Origin of the sequence: Pseudomonas asplenii (assembly GCF_900105475.1) — a bacterium.
GTDB lineage: Bacteria > Pseudomonadota > Gammaproteobacteria > Pseudomonadales > Pseudomonadaceae > Aquipseudomonas > Aquipseudomonas asplenii.
The window spans coordinates 590,238-609,360 of the sequence record NZ_LT629777.1 but is presented as its reverse complement, the minus strand read 5'-3'; the positions used below and the strand labels follow the sequence as shown (position 1 = coordinate 609,360).

15 protein-coding genes are annotated in these 19,123 nt (G+C 61.9%); 2 read left to right on the top strand and 13 right to left on the bottom strand.

Translation table 11 applies throughout. The features are described from left to right. Positions 1-3 precede the first annotated feature (3 nt). The 6 genes from BLU37_RS02785 to BLU37_RS02755 all read right to left on the bottom strand — a co-directional run bounded on the left by BLU37_RS02785 (position 4) and on the right by BLU37_RS02755 (position 7,698). A complete protein-coding gene (locus BLU37_RS02785; protein ID WP_090202171.1) occupies positions 4-2,529 on the bottom strand; it encodes a sulfite reductase flavoprotein subunit alpha in 2,526 nt (841 codons plus the stop codon). A gap of 244 nt (positions 2,530-2,773) precedes the next feature. Beyond that, positions 2,774-3,937, bottom strand: coding sequence for a type III PLP-dependent enzyme (locus tag BLU37_RS02780; protein WP_010451929.1), 1,164 nt, complete (start codon positions 3,935-3,937; stop codon positions 2,774-2,776). A 346-nt stretch (positions 3,938-4,283) separates the two neighbouring features. Beyond that, on the bottom strand, positions 4,284-5,441 hold the full coding sequence (locus BLU37_RS02770; protein ID WP_010451931.1) for an osmoprotectant ABC transporter ATP-binding protein OsmV: 1,158 nt from the start codon (positions 5,439-5,441) through the stop codon (positions 4,284-4,286). After that, complete coding sequence (locus BLU37_RS02765; protein ID WP_010451933.1) at positions 5,438-6,091, bottom strand: ABC transporter permease; 654 nt, start codon at positions 6,089-6,091, stop codon at positions 5,438-5,440. The genes BLU37_RS02770 and BLU37_RS02765 overlap by 4 nt, the downstream gene beginning before the upstream one ends. A 9-nt stretch (positions 6,092-6,100) precedes the next feature. After that, complete coding sequence (locus tag BLU37_RS02760; protein WP_090202169.1) at positions 6,101-6,994, bottom strand: glycine betaine ABC transporter substrate-binding protein; 894 nt, start codon at positions 6,992-6,994, stop codon at positions 6,101-6,103. Between the two features lie 14 nt (positions 6,995-7,008). Next, positions 7,009-7,698, bottom strand: coding sequence for an ABC transporter permease (locus tag BLU37_RS02755; protein WP_172833081.1), 690 nt, complete (start codon positions 7,696-7,698; stop codon positions 7,009-7,011). Between the two features lie 378 nt (positions 7,699-8,076). Between BLU37_RS02755 and BLU37_RS02750 the strand changes: the two genes are divergently transcribed. Both BLU37_RS02750 and BLU37_RS02745 read left to right on the top strand, forming a co-directional pair. Continuing rightward, the gene (locus tag BLU37_RS02750) at positions 8,077-9,660 is read left to right on the top strand and encodes a peptide chain release factor 3 (protein WP_010451939.1); all 1,584 of its coding nucleotides are present in this window, start codon (positions 8,077-8,079) and stop codon (positions 9,658-9,660) included. A gap of 268 nt (positions 9,661-9,928) precedes the next feature. Continuing rightward, positions 9,929-10,192: a hypothetical protein gene (locus BLU37_RS02745; RefSeq protein WP_019362282.1), complete on the top strand. Its 264-nt coding sequence runs from the start codon at positions 9,929-9,931 to the stop codon at positions 10,190-10,192. Positions 10,193-10,298: 106 nt separating this feature from the next. On the opposite strand, the gene BLU37_RS02740 is transcribed toward BLU37_RS02745, so the two are convergent. The 7 genes from BLU37_RS02740 to BLU37_RS02710 form a co-directional block, all read right to left on the bottom strand. Further along, positions 10,299-11,267, bottom strand: coding sequence for a peptide ABC transporter ATP-binding protein (locus BLU37_RS02740; RefSeq protein ID WP_010451945.1), 969 nt, complete (start codon positions 11,265-11,267; stop codon positions 10,299-10,301). Further along, a complete protein-coding gene (locus BLU37_RS02735) occupies positions 11,267-12,235 on the bottom strand; it encodes an ABC transporter ATP-binding protein (RefSeq protein WP_090202168.1) in 969 nt (322 codons plus the stop codon). The genes BLU37_RS02740 and BLU37_RS02735 overlap by 1 nt, the downstream gene beginning before the upstream one ends. A gap of 10 nt (positions 12,236-12,245) precedes the next feature. Further along, positions 12,246-13,154, bottom strand: a complete 909-nt coding sequence (locus BLU37_RS02730; RefSeq protein WP_090202167.1) for an ABC transporter permease subunit — start codon at positions 13,152-13,154, stop codon at positions 12,246-12,248. 10 nt (positions 13,155-13,164) lie between these two features. Then, positions 13,165-14,175 carry an ABC transporter permease subunit gene (locus BLU37_RS02725; RefSeq protein WP_010451951.1) on the bottom strand — a complete coding sequence of 337 codons (1,011 nt, stop codon included), beginning with the start codon at positions 14,173-14,175 and terminating at the stop codon, positions 13,165-13,167. Between the two features lie 75 nt (positions 14,176-14,250). Next, positions 14,251-15,846: an ABC transporter substrate-binding protein gene (locus tag BLU37_RS02720; protein WP_090202166.1), complete on the bottom strand. Its 1,596-nt coding sequence runs from the start codon at positions 15,844-15,846 to the stop codon at positions 14,251-14,253. Between the two features lie 83 nt (positions 15,847-15,929). After that, positions 15,930-17,330, bottom strand: coding sequence for an OprD family porin (locus BLU37_RS02715; protein ID WP_010451954.1), 1,401 nt, complete (start codon positions 17,328-17,330; stop codon positions 15,930-15,932). A 169-nt stretch (positions 17,331-17,499) separates the two neighbouring features. After that, the gene (locus tag BLU37_RS02710) at positions 17,500-19,098 is read right to left on the bottom strand and encodes an ABC transporter substrate-binding protein (RefSeq protein ID WP_090202165.1); all 1,599 of its coding nucleotides are present in this window, start codon (positions 19,096-19,098) and stop codon (positions 17,500-17,502) included. Between the last annotated feature and the right edge of the window lie 25 nt (positions 19,099-19,123).

Genomic DNA, 19,123 nt, shown 5'->3' with positions numbered 1-19,123 from the left:
GGGTTAGTAGACGTCCCGGCGATAACGTCCCTGCTCGATCAGTTGCTCGACCGCCTCGGCACCGAGCAGCTCGACCAGCGTCTGGTCGACGCCCGCAGCCATCCCTTGCAGGCTGCCGCAGATATAGATCGCTGCGCCTTCGGCGAGCCAGCGATGCAGTTCGTCGGCGGCTTCACGCAAGCGATCCTGCACGTAGATCTTGGCTTGCTGGTCGCGGGAAAACGCCAGGTCCAGGCGCGCCAGATCGCCGCTGGCCAGCCAGCCCTGCAACTCTTCTCGGCAATAGAAATCATGGGCCTGGTTGCGTTCGCCAAACAGCAGCCAGTTGCGTTGCTGACCCTCGGCGATGCGCGCCTTGAGCAGGCTGCGCAAGCCGGCCAGGCCGGTGCCGTTGCCTATCAGGATCAGTGGGCAGGGGGCGTCCGGCAGGTGGAAAGCGCTGTTGCGCCGCAGGCGCAGGCTGATCGCCGTACCCAGCGGTGCCTGCTCGGTCAGCCAGCCGGAACACAACCCGAGGCGGCCATCGGCGTGCCGTTCCTGGCGCACCAGTAGCTCCAGTTCACCGTCGCTGGCGATGGACGCAATCGAGTATTCACGTTGCGCCAGCGGTACCAGGGCATCGACCAGCGCCTGGGCATGCAGACCGACCAGGTGTCCGCGATGTTCCGGTAGCTGGCGGCTTGCCAGGGCCTGGGCGAGTGTTTCCGACAAACCGTCGACCTGGACCGGGCTGGCGGCGTCCAGGCCGAGACCGCTGAGGAACTGCTCGATAACCGCGCTGCTCTGGCGTGGCAGGATTTCCACCAGGTCGCCGGCTTGCCAGGTGCTCGCAGAGGGGGCGCTCAGGCCGAGCAGGTAGACGCCGCAACCCTGGCTGTTCGGGTTGAGCCATTCGCGTCGACGCAGGGTCCAGTTGTCGAAGCGCGGTGTCTGCCAGGCCACGACGGGCGCGCCGCCAGTGATCTGGCTGAGCTGCTGCTGCCAGTAGCGCAACGCGTACGGATCGCCGCTGTCGACCTCGACCGGGGCGAACAGCCTGTGGCCGCCCCGGGTTTCGAGCCAGTGGTGCAGGCGTCGGGCAAAGCCGCAGAATTGAGGGTATTGGCGATCACCGAGGGCCAGCACTGAATAGCTCAGCCCATCGAGTGCCAGCGCCTGGCCGAGCACCTTGCGCTCGAAGCGGCGAGCGCTGTCCGGGGCTTCGCCGTCACCGAAGGTGCTGACGACGAAGAGGGCCTGGCGTGCTTCGCGCAGTTGCTGCTCGTCGATGTCCGCCAGCGGCTGGACCCGCACCGACAAGCCGGCGGTCTGCAACTGGCCCGCCGTCTGCCAGGCCAGTTGTTCGGCAAAACCGCTCTGGCTGGCGAAGCCGACCAGCCAGGAGTGGCTGTTGTCACTGTTCTGGCCGAGTTCGTCGCGGGCCTTTTTCACGGCTTGTTGCTTACGCCGGCGGTCGAGGTACAAAAGCCAGCCGGTCACGAAGAACAACGGCATGGTCAGGCTGGAGATCGTCAACAGAACCCGGCCGGTGATACCGAAATAACTACCGGTATGCAGCGCGTAAAGACTGGTCAGCAATTGTGCCTTGAGGCTCTTGTCGGCGTAACGGAAGTGCTCGCTGGTGGCACCGGTGGCCGGATCCAGGTTGATCTGGTTGAGGGCGCGATCGTGGGGCGAGTCCTGCAGCATGTAGTACACGGTCGCCGATTGGCCGGCCACTGGCGGCAGGCGGATGTTGTAGGCGCTCAACGCCGGGCCTGCGGCCTGCTGGATACTGGCCCAGATCGCGTTGTAGTCGGCGGTGGACGCAGGCCCCGTCGGGGCCGGGCCACGTGTGCTACGCCGCTGCTGAGCCGGGGCGTCGGCGAGCAGTTTGTTCAAGCCGTTGGAGTACCACTCGTAAGACCAGGACAAGCCGGTCAGCGCCGATAGCAGGTAGAACACCAGGCACCAGGTACCGGCCACCGAGTGCAGGTCCCAGTTGAAGGCGCGGCCCTTTTTTGCCCAGTCGAACGTCAGCCAGGCGCGCCAGTCGAGGGCCTGGCGGGGCCAGCGCAGGTAGAGCCCGGACAGGCAGAAGAACACCAGCATCAGCGTGCAGGCGCCGGTGATCTGGCGACCGGTATCGCCCAGGGCGAGGAAACGATGCAGTTGCAGGGTCAGGCCGAAGAAGCCCTGGCCGAAAGCATCACCCAGATAGTCGCCGGTATACGGATTGAAATAGCGCTGCTCGCCGCGGCGTTCGCCCGGCTTGGCTGCGAAGATCACCCGTGCCGCCTCATCGCCCTGGGTTTCGACCCACAGCATCGCGACGCTCTTGCCTTCGCTGGCTTCCAGCTTGCGCACCAGTTCGGCGGGAGGCAGGGCGGGATGATCGGCCACCTCGACGTGCAGCACCGAGGGATTGAGCAGGCGCAGCAGTTCGTCCTGGAAAGACACCATGGCCCCGGTAATGCCCATGAAGGCCAGCACCAGTCCGGCCGTGATACCGAACAGCCAGTGCAGTTGAAACAGCGCTTTCTTCAACACGGTGACCCGCCTTGCTCAATCAGAGTGATTCTCCACGGTGCGTATTATGCCGTTTCTGCAAATGCGAAGGATTCATATTTGTTAGCTGTTTACAAAAATCCTCCGTCATAACCCGGGGCCTGAGCGGGGAGCGCCAGGTTTTGGGGGCCGGCGTTGTCCTTGGCGCGCCCTCCTTGAATCGCGCGCACAAAAAAAGGCCCGTGACGAGCACGGGCCTTTCCAGGGGTATCGCAGGCGCGAACAGTTACACGTAGAACGACTTCAGCGGCGGGAAGCCATTGAATTCGACGGCGCTGTAGCTGGTGGTGTAGGCACCGGTGGACAGCCAATACAGACGGTCGCCAGCGGCCAGGTTCAGTGGCAGGCCGTACTTGTAGTTCTCGTACATGATGTCGGCGCTGTCGCAGGTTGGACCGGCGATCACCACTTCTTCGACTTCACCGTTCTTCTCGGTCCAGATCGGGAACTTGATCGATTCGTCGGTGGTTTCGATCAGGCCGGAGAACTTGCCCACGTCGGTGTAGACCCAACGCTCCACGGCGGTACGCGACTTGCGCGCCACCAGCACCACTTCGCTGACCAGGATACCGGCGTTGGCGATCAACGAACGGCCCGGCTCGAGGATGATTTCCGGCAGGTCATCGCCGAAGTCTTCCTTGAGGAAACGGATGATTTCCTCGGCATAGGTTTCCAGGCTGTTGGTGCGGGTGATGTAGTTGGCCGGGAAGCCGCCACCCATGTTGATCAGCTTGAGGTGGATGCCGTCTTCTTCCTTCAGGCGTTCGAAGATCACCTTGACCTTGGCGATCGCCGCGTCCCACACACTGATGTCGCGCTGTTGCGAGCCCACGTGGAAGGACACGCCGTAAGGCACCAGGCCCAGGTCGCGGGCGAGGATCAGCAGGTCCATGGCCATGTCGGTCTGGCAGCCGAACTTGCGCGACAGCGGCCAGTCGGCCGTGGTCGAGCCTTCGGTGAGAATCCGCACGTAGACTTTCGAGCCTGGAGCGGCCTTGGCGATGTTGCGCAGGTCGGCTTCCGAGTCGGTGGCATACAGGCGCACACCTTTCTCGTAGAAGTAGCGGATGTCCTTGGATTTCTTGATGGTGTTGCCGTAGCTGATGCGGTCGGGACCGACGCCCTGGCCCATCACTTTATCCAGCTCGTAGATCGAGGCGATGTCGAAGTTGGAGCCTTTCTGGTTCAGCAGGTCGATGATCTCGACCGCCGGGTTGGCCTTGACCGCGTAGTAGACCTTGGCGAATTCGAAACCGGCACGCAGGTCATCATAGGCCTGGGAGATCATCTGGGTATCGATGACCACGAAAGGGGTTTCTTGCTTGTCGGCGAATGCTTTCATTTTCTTGAAAGTATCGCGCGCGAAATAGTCTTCGACCTGGATCGACATACGGGGGGGACTCCTAGTGGCAAACGTGAGTTATCAATGGGTGCAAATGAACGTCCTCCGTATCCCCACTTTGGTTCGCCTACTTCCCAAGGCATGTCGCCGAAAGCAAAAAGGCCATCCGGGCTTGCCGGATCTGGTTCCCTTGGCCTTGCTGTCTCGTCGTCAGTACTTGAGCCGGATGGATCGTTTCCAGCATGGACGTTCGGCGCGAACTGTAGGACTTGAGGGGCTTGAGATCAACTAAAAATGTCGCGTTTTTACACGCGCTCGTCGCGTAATCCGGATCAGCCATTTATTTAACCGACCCGGATGACAATCTGATGTTCCTCTTCAGCGACCGATGGTCTTATGCCTCGACCAGTTCAGCCGGCGAGACGATGCTGGTCTTGGCCCCCCGCGAACGCCCGGAACTGAGGTAGGCGGCGATTGATTCCTGGGTTACCTCGCCGAGGAACACCCGTTCGGCATCCATCACCGGCAGCCACGAACGGTTGAACTCGTACATCCGCGACAGCAGGATGCGCAGGTGTTCGTCGTAGGCGGCCGTGGCATTGAACTCACGCAGGAACTGCCCGCAATCGCCGCTCTGGCGATGCAGGTCGCGACGGCGCACATAGCCCAGGGCCTTGTTGTCGGTGTCGGTGACCACCACGTAGCGGCGGTCGTGCTCATCCATCAACTCCAGCGCTTCGGCCACCGGCGTGTGCGGGCTGACCGACGGCGCGTTATCCGCCGCATCCTCGGCCTTGACCAGCAGCAGACGTTTGAGGGTGCTGTCCTGGCCGACGAAGTTGCTGACGAACTCATCCGCCGGGTGCGCCAGCAGGGTGTCCGGATGGTCGATCTGGATCAGCTTGCCGCCGCGGAAGATGGCGATCTTGTCGCCCAGCTTGAGGGCTTCGTCGATGTCGTGGCTGACCATGATCACGGTCTTGTTCAGCGCCCGCTGCATCTCGAAGAATTCGTTCTGGATCATTTCCCGGTTGATCGGGTCGACCGCGCCAAACGGTTCGTCCATCAGCAGCAGCGGCGCTTCCGCTGCCAGAGCACGGATCACGCCGATGCGCTGTTGCTGGCCGCCGGACAGTTCCCGGGGGTAACGATTGAGGTACTGCCTGGGTTCGAGCTTGATCATGCTCATCAGCTCGCGGGCCCGTTCGTGGCATTTCTGCTTGTCCCAGCCGAGCAGGCGCGGGACCACGGTGATGTTTTCCTCGATGGTCATGTTCGGGAACAGGCCGATCTGCTGGATCACGTAGCCGATGTTGCGGCGCAAGGTCACTTCATCCAGTTCGGTGGTGTCCTCGCCATTGATCAGCACCTTGCCCGAGGTCGGCACGATCAGCCGGTTGATCATTTTCAGCGTGGTGCTTTTGCCGCAACCGGAGGGGCCGAGAAATACGCAGATCTCGCCCTCGTTGACGGTCAGGCTCACGGAGTCGACGGCCTTGACTGCCTTGCCGTTGCTTTGGAAGGTTTTGCTCAGGTCTTGAAGTTCGATCATTTCAGGAGTCCTTTTGGAGTCAGCGTGCGTTGCAGGCGTTGCAGTAGCAGGTCGGCGACGATGGCCAGGACACTCACCAGCACGGCACCGACCAGCAGCATCGACATGTCACTGCGGCTGATGGCGGCCAGAATGAGTACACCCAGGCCACCGGCGCCGATGGTCGCGGCAATGGTCATGACGCCGATGTTCATCACCACGGCGGTACGCACGCCGGCGAGAATCACTGGCACCGCGATCGGCAGTTCGACCATGCGCAGACGTTGGCCGAAGGTCATGCCGATGCCGCGGGCCGCTTCACGGATGCCCGGTTCGACGCCGGTCAGGGCCAGGTAGGTGTTGCGCATGATCGGCAGCAGGGAATAGAGGAACACCGCGGTGATTGCCGGCAGCGGGCCGAGGCCCTGGCCGAATTTCGAGTAGAACGGCAACAGCAGGCCGAACAGCGCGATCGATGGAATGGTCAGCAGCACGGTGGCGCTGGCCTGCAGCGGCCCGGCCAGCGCCGGGAAGCGGGTCATCAGCACGCCCAGCGGCACGCCGATGACGATGGCCAGGGTCACGGCGATACCGACCAGGGCGATATGTTGCCCGGTCAGATGCAGGACCTGTGACCAGTCCAGGTGGGAAAAGGCGTTGATGAAGTCCATGTCTTCTCCTCAGTGGATGGGGTGTTGGTGCAGGAAGTCGGCGGCCACGGCAGCCGGGCTTTCGTGACCGACGTCGACCCGGGCATTGAGCTGGCGCATGGTTTCGTCGTCGAACAGCTCGGCCAGCGGCTTGAGGTCGGCGGCCAACTGCGGGTGAGCGTCGAGGAACACTTTGCGCACCACCGGCGCTGCGGTGTAGTCCGGGAAGTAGTGCTTGTCGTCTTCCAGCAGCTTGAGCTTGAAGGCGTTCAGCCGGCCGTCGGTGGTGTAGACCAGGCCGGCGAACACCTGGCTGTTGCGCAGGGCGGTGTAAACCAGCCCGGCGTCCATCTGGCGGATGGTGCGGCGGTCGAGGTTCATGCCGTAGAGCTTGACCATGCCGTCGAGGCCGTCCGAGCGATTGGCGAACTCGGTGTCGAGAGCCACCAGGTGGTGTTCCTGCTCCTCGGCGGCGAGCACCGTGGTCAGTTGGCTGATCGTGTTGATCTGCGGATATTGCTGCGCCACTTTCTGCGGCAGGGCCAGGGCATAGGTATTACTGAACTTCGATGGGGTGAGCCAGACCAGGCCCTTTTTCGCGTCGAGTTCCTTGACCCGGGCGTAGGACTGTTCGCTGTCGAGCTTTTCCGTCACATGGTTGTAGGCCACCAGCGAGACGCCGGTGTATTCCCAGAGCATGTCCAACTGGCCACTTTCCTGGGCGCTACGGGCCAGGTTGCTGCCCAGGCCGCCGGTTATCTGGGTGTCGTAGCCCTTGCCGCGCAGGTATTGCGAGGTGATTTCGGCGAGCAGGGTCTGCTCGGTGAACACCCGGGCGCCGATACGGATCAGCGGCTTGTCGGCGGCCTGGGCGGTTGCCGCGCACAGCAGGGCACTGGCGATGAGGATGCAGAGTCTTTTCATGTCGTTTCCTTTGCTCAGGCCGGGCGCAGCCCGCGTTCCAGCCAGAGGCGGCTGGCCAGGGTCACCAGGGCGTCGAGCAGCAGGGCCAGCAGGGCGGTGCAGGCGGCACCGAGGATCAACTGCGGCTGGTTGTTCAGGGCGATGCCGGGGAAGATCAGGCTGCCCAGGCTGTTGGCACCGATCAGGAACGCCAGCGGCGCGGTGCCGACGTTGAGCGCCAGGGCGATCCGCACGCCACCGACGATGATCGGTACGGCGTTGGGCAGTTCGACTTTCCACAGCACCTGGCGAGGCGTCATGCCGATGCCGGTGGCGGCTTCCTTGAGCGAGGCCTCGACGTTCTTCAGGCCTTCGTAGGTGTTGCGCACGATCGGCAGCAGCGAAGCGAGGAACAGCGCGAAAATGGCCGGGCCGGCGCCGATGCCGAGTATCCCCAGGGCAATGGCCAGTACGGCCAGGGGCGGCACGGTATTGCCGATATTGAACACCTGCATGAAGCGCTCGGCGCGCGTGGCCATGGCCGGGCGGCTGAGCAGGATACCGGCGGGAATGCCGACGATCAGCGCGGCGAACATCGAGGCGAGCACCAGGAAGAGGTGCGCTTGCAGGTAGAACCACAGATCGGCCTGGTAGTGCTCGATCGTGCTGATGCCGATCCAGTGGATCAACAGGGCGAGGAGGGCGATCACGATCACTCCTCCCATAAGCCCTTTGCCATAGCGATTAGCCACAGAGGGACTCCTTTTTTTTCGGTCGGCGAACACTTCCCCATGGGGCACTGCCATTCCTGGCTGCCGGAAAAATGTTCGCGAAGAGCAGCTTTGTCCTGGCCGATAAGCGGCACGGGAAAAGCCATGAGCGCCGCCCTTGTCAGGCTAACTGACTGATTTTTCTACACCTGACGAAAGGTCATGACAGGGGAGTGGACGCCTGCGACCTTTAAAAGGTTCCGCAATTGGCAGCAGTTGGCCATCTCGCTGGGGTGGCGATGAGGGGTGTCGGTCGGGTGGGCGGTGGCCGCTGGGCAGCAGTCTGGTCTATAATCTGCGCCCTTTTTTGAATCACCTGTCAGGCGATTTCCCATGACCAACCAGGCCGCCGAAGTCGCGAAACGCCGCACCTTCGCCATTATTTCCCACCCGGATGCGGGTAAGACCACCATCACCGAAAAGCTCTTGCTGATGGGCAAGGCGATTGCGGTGGCCGGTACCGTGAAATCGCGTAAATCCGACCGCCATGCCACCTCCGACTGGATGGAGATGGAGAAGCAGCGGGGTATTTCCATTACCACCTCGGTCATGCAGTTCCCCTATCGCGAACATATGATCAACCTGCTCGATACCCCCGGTCACGAAGACTTCTCCGAAGACACCTACCGGACCCTGACTGCCGTGGACTCGGCGCTGATGGTGCTCGACGGCGGTAAGGGTGTAGAGCCACGGACCATTGCCCTGATGGACGTCTGCCGCCTGCGCGATACGCCGATTGTCAGCTTCATCAACAAGCTCGACCGCGATATCCGCGACCCGATCGAACTGCTCGACGAAATCGAGGCGGTCCTGAAGATCAAGGCCGCGCCGATCACCTGGCCAATTGGTTGCTACCGTGACTTCAAGGGTGTGTATCACCTGGCGGGCGACTACATCATCGTCTACACCCCGGGTCACGGCCATGAGCGCACCGAGGTGAAGATCATCGAGAAGCTCGACTCGGACGAGGCGCGCGAGCACCTGGGCGACGAGTACGATCGGTTCCTCGAACAACTGGAACTGGTGCAGGGCGCCTGCCACGAGTTCAACCAGGAGGAATTCCTCAGCGGTCACATGACCCCGGTATTCTTCGGTACCGCGCTGGGCAACTTCGGTGTCGACCATGTGCTCGATGCGGTGGTCGACTGGGCGCCGATGCCGCTGGCCCGCGTGGCCAACGAGCGTTCGGTGGCACCGGTGGAAGAGAAATTCACCGGTTTCGTGTTCAAGATCCAGGCGAACATGGACCCCAAGCACCGCGACCGTATCGCCTTCATGCGGATCTGCTCCGGCAAGTACGACAAGGGCATGAAGATGCGCCACGTGCGGACTGGCAAGGACGTGCGGATCGGCGATGCGCTGACGTTCTTCTCCTCCGAGCGTGAGCAACTGGAAGAAGCCTACGCTGGCGACATCATCGGCCTGCACAACCACGGCACCATCCAGATCGGCGACACCTTCACCGAAGGCGAGGCCCTGGGGTTCACCGGTATTCCGCACTTCGCCCCGGAACTGTTCCGCCGCGTGCGCCTGCGCGACCCGCTCAAGTCCAAGCAATTGCGCCAGGGCCTGCAGCAGTTGGCGGAAGAGGGCGCGACCCAGGTGTTCTTCCCCGAGCGCAGCAACGACATCATTCTCGGCGCCGTCGGTGTGCTGCAGTTCGATGTGGTCGCCAGCCGCCTGAAGGAGGAATACAAGGTCGAGTGCTCCTACGAGCCGATCACCGTGTGGTCCGCGCGCTGGATCGATTGCAGCGACAAGAAGAAGCTCGAGGAATTCAGCAACAAGGCCGTGGAAAACCTGGCGGTGGATGGCGGTGGTCACCTGACCTACCTGGCTCCGACCCGGGTCAACCTGGCGCTGATGGAAGAGCGCTGGCCGGACGTGAAATTCCGCGCGACGCGTGAGCATCACTGATTCGCCCCAGGCGAATGTGAAACCCTGAGAACCCCGCTGCCTGGCAGCGGGTTTTTTGTTTATGGCCTGAGCCAAAGCTGTGGGCTGCTTTGTACTGTGCGTCGTGGCTTCTCGTTCTTAAGGTTAGTCGCAATCGTTCTAAAAGACCGCGCCAAGTTTCATGTGGCCACCATGGCGAAGTTGCTTTGTCGGGGCTAGGTTCAGTCAAGGTTGGCGCCGCTTACGTGCGCCGTTGTTCGCGATTTACCTGCCGAAAGAAGGAGCAACCATGAAAATCTTTCAACGCATGGTGTTGCTGATCAAGGTGCTGGTGATGCTGTCGCTCGGAACGACAGCCGCCTGGGCCAGCGCGAATCCGCCCCAGGCCCATGGCTTTTGGGGTGTGAACAGCGCCCAGAGTAATGGCCAGATGCTCGCCAAGTCCGACTCCGAGCCGGGTGACGAAGGCCAGGGCGGCAGCAAGGGCGATGACGACTCCACCACGGACGAACCAGATACCGATGACGGTGATGAGGGTGACAGCGATACTTGAGCCATGAAAAAGCCCCTGCTGCCCGGTTGATGCGCAACCTGGCAGAAGGGGTGGGGTCTAGCGGTTTCAGCGCTCTCGCTGGTTCAGGAGAGCGCTTTTTGTTGCCTTACAGGAACTGCTCGGCGTAGTGGCAGGCGACCTGGCGGGTGTCTACCTGGCGCAGCTCCGGCAGTTCGCTGGCGCAACGCTCGGTGGCGTACGGGCAACGCTTGTGGAACGCGCAGCCGCTCGGCGGGTTGAGCGGGTTGGGCAGTTCGCCGGCGATCTTGATCTTCGGCTTCAGCGGGTCCGGGTGAATCGCTGGAGTCGCCGACAACAGCGCTTGGGTGTAAGGGTGCAGCGGACGCTCGTAGATGTCCTCCTTGGGGCCCATTTCCGCCGGGCGCCCGAGGTACATCACCAGCACCTGGTCGGCCACGTGGCGCACCACCGCCAGGTTGTGGGAGATAAACACGTAGGCCGTGTTGAACTCCTGCTGCAGGTCCATGAACAGGTTCAGCACCTGGGCCTGGATCGACACGTCGAGTGCCGAGGTCGGTTCGTCCGCTACCAGCACCTTGGGTTGCAACATCATCGCCCGGGCGAGGGCGATCCGCTGGCGCTGGCCGCCGGAGAACATGTGCGGGTAGCGCTGATAATGCTCGGGGCGCAGGCCCACCTGCTTCATCATCGCCTGCACTTTCTCGCGGCGCTCGTCAGCCGACAACTTGGTGTTGATCAACAGCGGCTCGCCGAGCTGGTCACCGATCTTCTGCCGTGGGTTGAGCGAGGCGTACGGGCTCTGGAACACCATCTGTACGTCTTTGCGCAGTTGCTTGCGCTGGGCCTTGTCGGCCCCGGCGACTTCCTGGCCGGCGATTTTCAGCGAGCCGGAGGATGGCTCCTCGATCAGGGTCAGGGCGCGGGCCAGGGTGGACTTGCCACAGCCCGACTCGCCGACCACGGCGAGGGTCTTGCCGGCTTCCAGTTCGAAGGACACACCGTTGAGGGCGCGCACGGTCGCATGACCCTTGAACAGGCCACGGGAGACTTCGTAGTGACGGGTGAGGTCGCGGGCGGTAAGAACGACGGCCATTACGCCACCTCCTGGTTCAGCGGGTAGAAACAACGCGCGAGACTATGGGCTTTGGGGTCCAGGCTCGGGCGCTGCTGGCGGCAGCTTTCCTGCACGTAGGGGCAACGTGGCGACAGCAGGCAACCCTGCGGCCGGTCGTAGCGACCGGGGACGATGCCCGGCAGGGTCGACAGGCGCTCGGCGCCCAGGCTGTGCTCCGGGATCGCCTTGAGCAGCGCTTCGCTGTAGGGGTGCGCCGGGATGTCGAACAGCTCAGGGATCTGCCCGACTTCCACGGCTTGGCCGGCGTACATCACGCAGACCCGCTGGGCGGTCTCCGCGACGACCGCGAGGTCATGGGTGATCAGCACCAGGCCCATGTCCTGTTCCTGTTGCAGGTTGATCAGCAGGTCCATGATCTGCGCCTGGATGGTCACGTCCAGGGCGGTGGTCGGTTCGTCGGCGATCAGCAGCTTGGGCTCGCCAGCAATTGCCATGGCAATCGCCACGCGCTGGCTCATGCCGCCGGACAGTTGGTGCGGGTAGGCATCCATGCGGCTCGCGGCGCCTGGGATCTCGACTTTTTCCAGCAGCTCGATGGCCCGTTTGCGCGCCTGTTTGCCAGACATTTTCAGGTGCAGGCGCAGGACTTCCTCGATCTGGAAACCCACGGTGTAGCTGGGGTTCAGCGCGGTCATGGGGTCCTGGAAGACCATCGCCAGGTCCTTGCCGACGATCTGCCGGCGCTGCCGGGCGTTGAGGCTGAGCATGTCCTTGCCGTCGAAGCGCAGGGCGTCGGCGGTGACGATGCCGGGGTGATCGATCAGGCCCATCAGCGCCATCATGGTCACGGATTTACCCGAACCCGACTCGCCGACGATGGCCAGGACTTCGCCCTTGTTCACGCTCAGGTCGAGGCCATCGACCACGGGCACGGCGTTCTTGTCGCCGAAGCGGACATTGAGATTCTTGATTTCTAGCAGTGACATGGGAATCTCCTCAGGCGGCATTCTTGAGTTTCGGGTCCAGCGCATCGCGCAGGCCGTCGCCCATCAGGTTGATTGCCAGCACGCTGAGCAAAATGGTCAGGCCGGGCAGACTCACCACCCACCAGGCGCGTTCGATGTAGTCGCGGGCCGAAGCCAGCATGGTGCCCCACTCCGGGGTTGGCGGCTGCACGCCGAGACCGAGGAAGCCGAGGGCGGCGGCATCGAGGATGGCCGAGGAGAAACTCAGGGTCGCCTGGACGATCAGCGGTGCCATGCAGTTGGGCAGCACGGTGATGAACATCAGTCGCGGCAGGCCGGCACCGGCCAGGCGCGCGGCGGTCACGTAGTCGCGGTTCAGTTCGCCCATCACTGCGGCGCGGGTCAGGCGCACGTAGGACGGCAGCGAAACGATGGCGATGGCGATCACGGTGTTGATCAGGCCAGGGCCGAGGATGGCGACGATCGCCACGGCCAGCAGCAGCGAAGGCAGGGCGAGCATGATATCCATCAGGCGCATGATGGTCGGCCCGAGGACGCGCGGGAAGAAGCCGGCCAGCAGGCCCATCAGGATACCGGGGATCAGCGACATCACCACCGAGGACAGACCGATCAGCAGCGACAGGCGCGAGCCCTGGATCAGTCGCGACAGCAGGTCGCGGCCCAACTCGTCGGTGCCCAGCAGGAACTGCGTCTGGCCGCCTTCGAGCCAGGACGGCGGAGTGAGCAGGAAGTCGCGGAACTGTTCGCTCGGGTCATGCGGCGAGACCCAGGGAGCGAAGATTGCGCAGAAGATCACCAGCGACATGAACAGCAGGCCGGCAACGGCGCCCTTGTTCTTGGCGAAAGCTTGCCAGAACTCTTTGTAGGGCGATGGGTACAGCAGGCTCTGGTCGACTGCTGAGGAGATTGGAGTACTCATGAATAGGCTCTCAGCGCTGGTGACGGATACGTGGGTTGGCAAAGCCGTAGAGAATGTCCACTACGAAGTTGACCAGGATCACGATGCAGGCAATCAACAGGATGCCGTTCTGCACCACCGGATAGTCCCGGGCACCGATGGCTTCGATCAGCCATTTGCCGATACCGGGCCAGGAGAAAATGGTTTCGGTCAGGACCGCACCGGCCAGCAGTGTGCCGACTTGCAGGCCCATCACGGTCAGGACCGGGATCAGCGCATTGCGCAGGCCGTGGACGAATACCACGCGCGCTGGCGACATGCCCTTGGCGCGGGCGGTGCGGATGTAGTCTTCACGCAGCACTTCGAGCATCGACGAGCGGGTCATCCGGGCGATGACCGCCAGCGGAATGGTGCCCAGCACGATGGACGGCAGGATCATGTGGTGCAGGGCATCCCAGAAAGCGTCCGGCTGGTCGCTGAGCAGGGTATCGATCAGCATGAAGCCGGTTTTCGGCTCGATATCGTAGAGCAGGTCGATTCGTCCGGAGACCGGGGTCCAACCCAGGCTGACGGAGAAGAACATGATCAGGATCAGGCCCCACCAGAAGATCGGCATCGAGTACCCCGCGAGGGAGATGCCCATGACGCCGTGGTCGAACAGTGATCCGCGCTTGAGCGCGGCGATCACTCCGGCCAGCAGGCCGAAGACGCCGGCGAACAGCAGGGCGGCCATGGACAGTTCCAGGGTCGCCGGGAAGAGGGCGGTGAATTCGGTCCATACGCTGGTTCGCGTGCGCAGGGACTCACCGAGATCACCATGGGCGAGCTTGCCCACGTAATCGATGTATTGCGCGTAAAGCGGCTTGTTCAGGCCGAGGCGTTCCATCGCCTGGGCATGCATTTCCGGATCGACCCGGCGCTCGCCCATCATGACTTCCACGGGGTCGCCAGGGATCATGCGAATCAACGCGAAGGTCAACAGTGTGATGCCGAAGAACGTGGGGATCAGCAACCCCAGTCGGCGGGCAATAAAACTAAACATCTTGTGGTGTACCTCATCAGCCGGTTAGGCGTACCGGTCGCGGCCCGGGGTGCGGGCCGCTGCCAGCGTATTTTTCTACTTCACCTGAGTCGTGGCGAAGTTATTGGTGGACAGCGGGTTAATGTGATAACCCTCAACATTGTTGCGCATGGCGGTAAACATCTTCGGATGCGCCTGGGCGACCCAGAGAACCTGGTCGTGCAGGATTTCCAGAGCTTTCTCGTAGAGCGCGGCGCGTTCGGCAGGTTCCGTCTTGGTACGGGCCTGGTCGATCAGCTTCTGGAATTGCGGGTTGCACCAGCGGCTGTAGTTTTCGCCGTTTTTGGCGGCTTCGCAACTCAGCAACGGGCTGAGGAAGTTGTCCGGGTCACCGTTGTCGCCACTCCAGCCAGCGGACACCAGGTCATGTTCGCCTTTTTTCGCGCGCTTGAGCATTTCGGCCCATTCCATGACCCGAATATCGATCTTGATGCCGATCTTGGCCAGGTCCGACTGGATCAGTTGAGCACCCAGTTGCGGGTTCGGGTTGGTCGGGCCGCCGCCGTTGCGGGTGTACAGGGTGAACACCGTGCCTTCAGGCACACCGGCTTCCTTGAGCAGGGCACGGGCCTTGTCCAGGTCCAGTGGCGGGTTCTTCAGCTTGTCGTTGTAGCCCAGCAGGGTCGGCGGATACGGGTTGACCGCAGCAATGGCATTGCCTTTGCCATACAGGGTGTCGACATAGGTACGCTTGTCCAGGGCCAGCTCGATGGCTCGGCGCACGCGCACGTCGCTCAGGTACTTGTGCTCGGTGTTGATGGCGGTATAGCCGGTGGCCATGGCCGCCATGCTGACCACCTGGAGCTTCGGATCGGCCTGGATGCTCGGTACGTCGTCCGGTTTCGGATAGAGCGCCACCTGGCATTCGTTGGCCTTGAGCTTCTGCAGGCGGGTGTTGTTATCCGGCGTGATGGCGAAGACCAGGACTTCGGCCGGTGGCTTGCCGCGGAAATAGTCCGGGTTGGCCTTGTAGCGTACCTGGGCGTCCTTTGAATAGCGCTGGAAGACGAACGGTCCGGTGCCGATCGGCTTGGCATTCAGGTCGTCCAGTTTGCCGGCCTTGAGCAACTGGTTGGCGTATTCGGCGGAATGGATCGAGGTGAAGGCCATGCCCAGGTCGAGCAGGAACGGTGCCTCGGGTCGGGACAGGGTGAACCGCACGGTCATGTCGTCGAGTTTCTCGACGTTCTTCAGCAGGTTCTGGAAGTCCATGCTCTCGAAGTACGGGAAGCCCACCGGGGACTGCTTGTGCCATGGATGATTCGGGTCCAGCTGGCGCTGGAAGCTCCAGAGCACGTCATCGGCATTGAGTTCGCGGGTCGGCTTGAAGTAATCGGTGGTGTGGAACTTGACGCCCTTGCGCAGGTGGAACGTGTACTGCAGGCCGTCGGCGCTGATTTCCCAGCTTTCGGCCAGAGCCGGCTGGATCTCGGCGGTGCCTGGCTTGAAGTCCACCAGACGGTTGAACAGGGTTTCGGCCGCTGCGTCGGAAGTGACGGCAGTGGTGTACAGGACCGGATCGAAACCTTCAGGGCTGGCTTCGGTGCAGACCACCAAGGGTTTGGCCGAAACGCCGATGGCTGCGGTCAACAAGCAGGCTGCGACGGCCGCTCGCAGGGGAAGCATTTTCATAGGAACCCTCCGTAATCAATGGAGCCAGAGTAGTCGTCAGGGCCGATTCGTCGAGCCGGCCCTGACAGCGTCAGTTACTGCAATCAGAGAATCTTGAATGGGACGGTGGTGACCAGACGGAACTCGTTGATGTTGCCGTCAGCCTGGTTTTCCGATGCACGGTGAGTGGTGTAGGTAGCACGGATGGCGGTGGCTTTCAGCGGGCCGCTCTGTACCGCATAGGATGCGCCGATGCCGTATTCCTGGTGTTTCTCGCCGTCCATCAGACGCAGGTCACTGCGGCGTTCGCCAGCGGTGCCGTAGGCGGTACCGGTGTAGTGGGTACCGTCGATACCCCAGCCACGGGAGCTGTAGATATTGAACTTCAGGCCCGGCACACCGTATTCGGCCATGTTGATGCCATAGGCGATCTGGAAGGATTTCTCGTTCGGGCCGTTGAAGTCCGACAGCAGGGAGTTGGCCAGGTAGATGCCGTTGGTTTCATGCAGGTAGTCGAAGTACTCGTCACCGTTCACCTGCTGGTAGGAGAAGGTCAGGCTGTGGGCCTGGTGGGTCAGGCCGAGCGACAGGGAGTAGGTGTCGTTGTCGATCTCGCCCATTTTCTTTTTGCCGGTGTCGACGGTCTTGTAGTAGTTCAAGCCGGTGGTCAGACCCAGGATCGAGCTGTCGCCCAGTTCGTGGGTGGCGCCGAAGTAGTACTGGTTCCAGAAGTCTTCGACCTTGGCCGCGTACAGGCTGGTTTTCAGGCTTTTGAACGGCTGGTAGTTCAGACCGGCGGTATTGACGTGGTCGGTTTCCTGACCATTGCCGTATTCGCTGCGGAATTTCGACAGGCTCTGCTCGGTCCGTGGCGATACGCGATCAAAGGTGGCGGCATCGAAGGACAGGTTGTTCAGTTCTTCGCTGTGCAGGCTCACGCCTTCGAAGCTGGAAGGCAGCGCACGGTTGCCGATGGTGTCGACGATCGGGGTGCTGAAGTTCTGGCGGCCGGCGGTCAGGGTGGTGTTCGAGACGCGGAATTTGACGTTGGCCAGGCCCAGTTTGCTCCACTGGCCGACGGCATCGCCGTCGCTGTGGGTCAGGGTACGGTTGGAGCCGCCGGCCATGTCCTTGCGGTCACGGTCCAGGGCGATGGCGTTGTAGGCGGCCACTTCGGTGCTGACGCCCACGGTGCCCTGGGTGAAACCCGAGGTGTAGTTGAGGATGGTGCCCTGGGTCCAGTTGATCCGACGCGGGGTTGGGGTCGGGGTCGTGCCGTCCTTTTTGTAGGAGAAGCGGTCATCACGGCGTTTCAGTTCGTTGGCGTACCAGTTACGGGTAGTCCCGCCCAGGCTTTGACCATCGATGAAGCCTTTGGCTTCACTCTGGGCATTGCTGGTATTGAGGCCGGTCGGAATGAATTCCTGGCTCTGGGATTCCGCATGGGCCGTCAGGCTGACACTACTGATTGCTAAGGCTAATAACGCTTTCTGAGAGAGTTTCAAGGTCAAGCTCCTTTCTTTCTTTTTTGAATACCGGCTTTTTTGGGTATGCCGGTTATGGGTGGTGAACTCTTTTTGTTATCGCAAACGTTTGCTTGCCACTGGTTCGCCGAATTTCGGCCGAAAAATTGCGTGGGAGCGAAATTCGCCCCCAACGCCGGGATCACGGTTTTTAGGGTTCTATACTGACGCCCGAGAAGGCGTTGCGACCAAAGGGACTGACCTTGAAGTCATGGACCTTGGTGCTCAACGGCTGGTTGACCGTCGAGTGGGCGATCGGGGTGATGGGCACCTGCTGCTTGAGCAATTGCTGGGCCTGTTTGTAGAGCACGGTGCGCTGGTCACGATCGGTGACGATCTTGGCTTGCTTGATCAGCTTGTCGTATTGCGGGTCACACCACATGGAGTAGTTGTTGCCGCCAATCGCGTCACAGCTGTAGAGGGTGCCGAGCCAGTTGTCCGGGTCGCCGTTGTCGCCGGTCCAGCCGATCAGACTGATATCGTGTTCGCCGTTCTTGGTGCGCTTGATGTACTCGCCCCATTCGTAGCTGACGATCTTCACCTTGAGGCCGATTTTTGCCCAGTCGGCCTGGAGCATCTCGGCCATCAGTTTGGCGTTGGGGTTGTACGGACGCTGGACGGGCATGGCCCACAGGGTGATTTCCGTGCCTTCCTTGACGCCGGCGGCCTTGAGCAGTTCCCTGGCCTTTTGTGGGTTGTAGGGGACGTCCTTGATGGTCTCGTCATAGGACCACTGGGTCGGCGGCATGGCGTTGACGGCCAACTGCCCCGCACCCTGGTAGACCGCATTGAGGATGCTCGGCTTGTTCACCGCCATGTCCAGCGCCTGGCGTACCTCGAGCTGGTCGAATGGCTTGTGACGGACGTTGTAGGCGATGTAGCCAAGATTGAAGCCGGGCTTCTCGATCACCTGCAGCTTGGGATCGTTCTTGAGCGCTGCGACGTCGGCTGGGCGTGGGTGCAACGTCACCTGGCATTCATTGCGCTTGAGCTTTTGCACACGCACCGAAGCGTCGGTGTTGATCGCGAAAATCAACTGGTCGAGTTTGACCTGACTCGGATCCCAATAGTGCTTGTTGGCGGCGTAGCGGATCTGCGTATCTTTCTGATAGCGCTGGAACACGTAGGGTCCGGTGCCGATGGGATGCTGGTTGATGTCGCTTGGATTGCCAGCCTTGAGCAACTGCTCGGCGTACTCGGCGGAGAGGATCGCGGCGAAGCTCATGGCGATATTCTGGATGAACGCGGCGTCGACGCTGTTGAGGGTCATGACCACGGTCAGCGGCCCGGTCTTTTCGACCTTGGCGATATTCTGGTTCAGGCTCATCCCGTTGAAGTAGGGGAACTCGGTGGGGTAGGCCTTGCGGAACGGATGCTCGGGATCGAGCATGCGGTTGAAGGTGAACAGCACGTCATCGGCATTGAAATCACGATGTGGCGTGAAGTATTTGGTGGTGTGGAACTTTACCCCTTCGCGCAAGTGGAAGGTGTAGACCAGGCCATCCGGCGAGATATCCCAGCTTTTGGCCAGCGCCGGTGCGACGGTGGTCTCGCCCCGGACGAATTCCACCAGCCGGTTGTAGATCGGCTCGGCGGCGTCGTTGTCGGTAGCGGCGGTGTACTGCGCGGTGTCGAACCCGGCCGGGCTGCCCTCGGAGCAGAACACCAGGCTGCCGGCAGCCTGGACTGAAGAAGCACCCGCCAGCAGGGCGGTGCCGATAAAAGCGGATAAAACGAAGGTGTGGCGCATGACGGTCCCACTCCATTTTTATTGT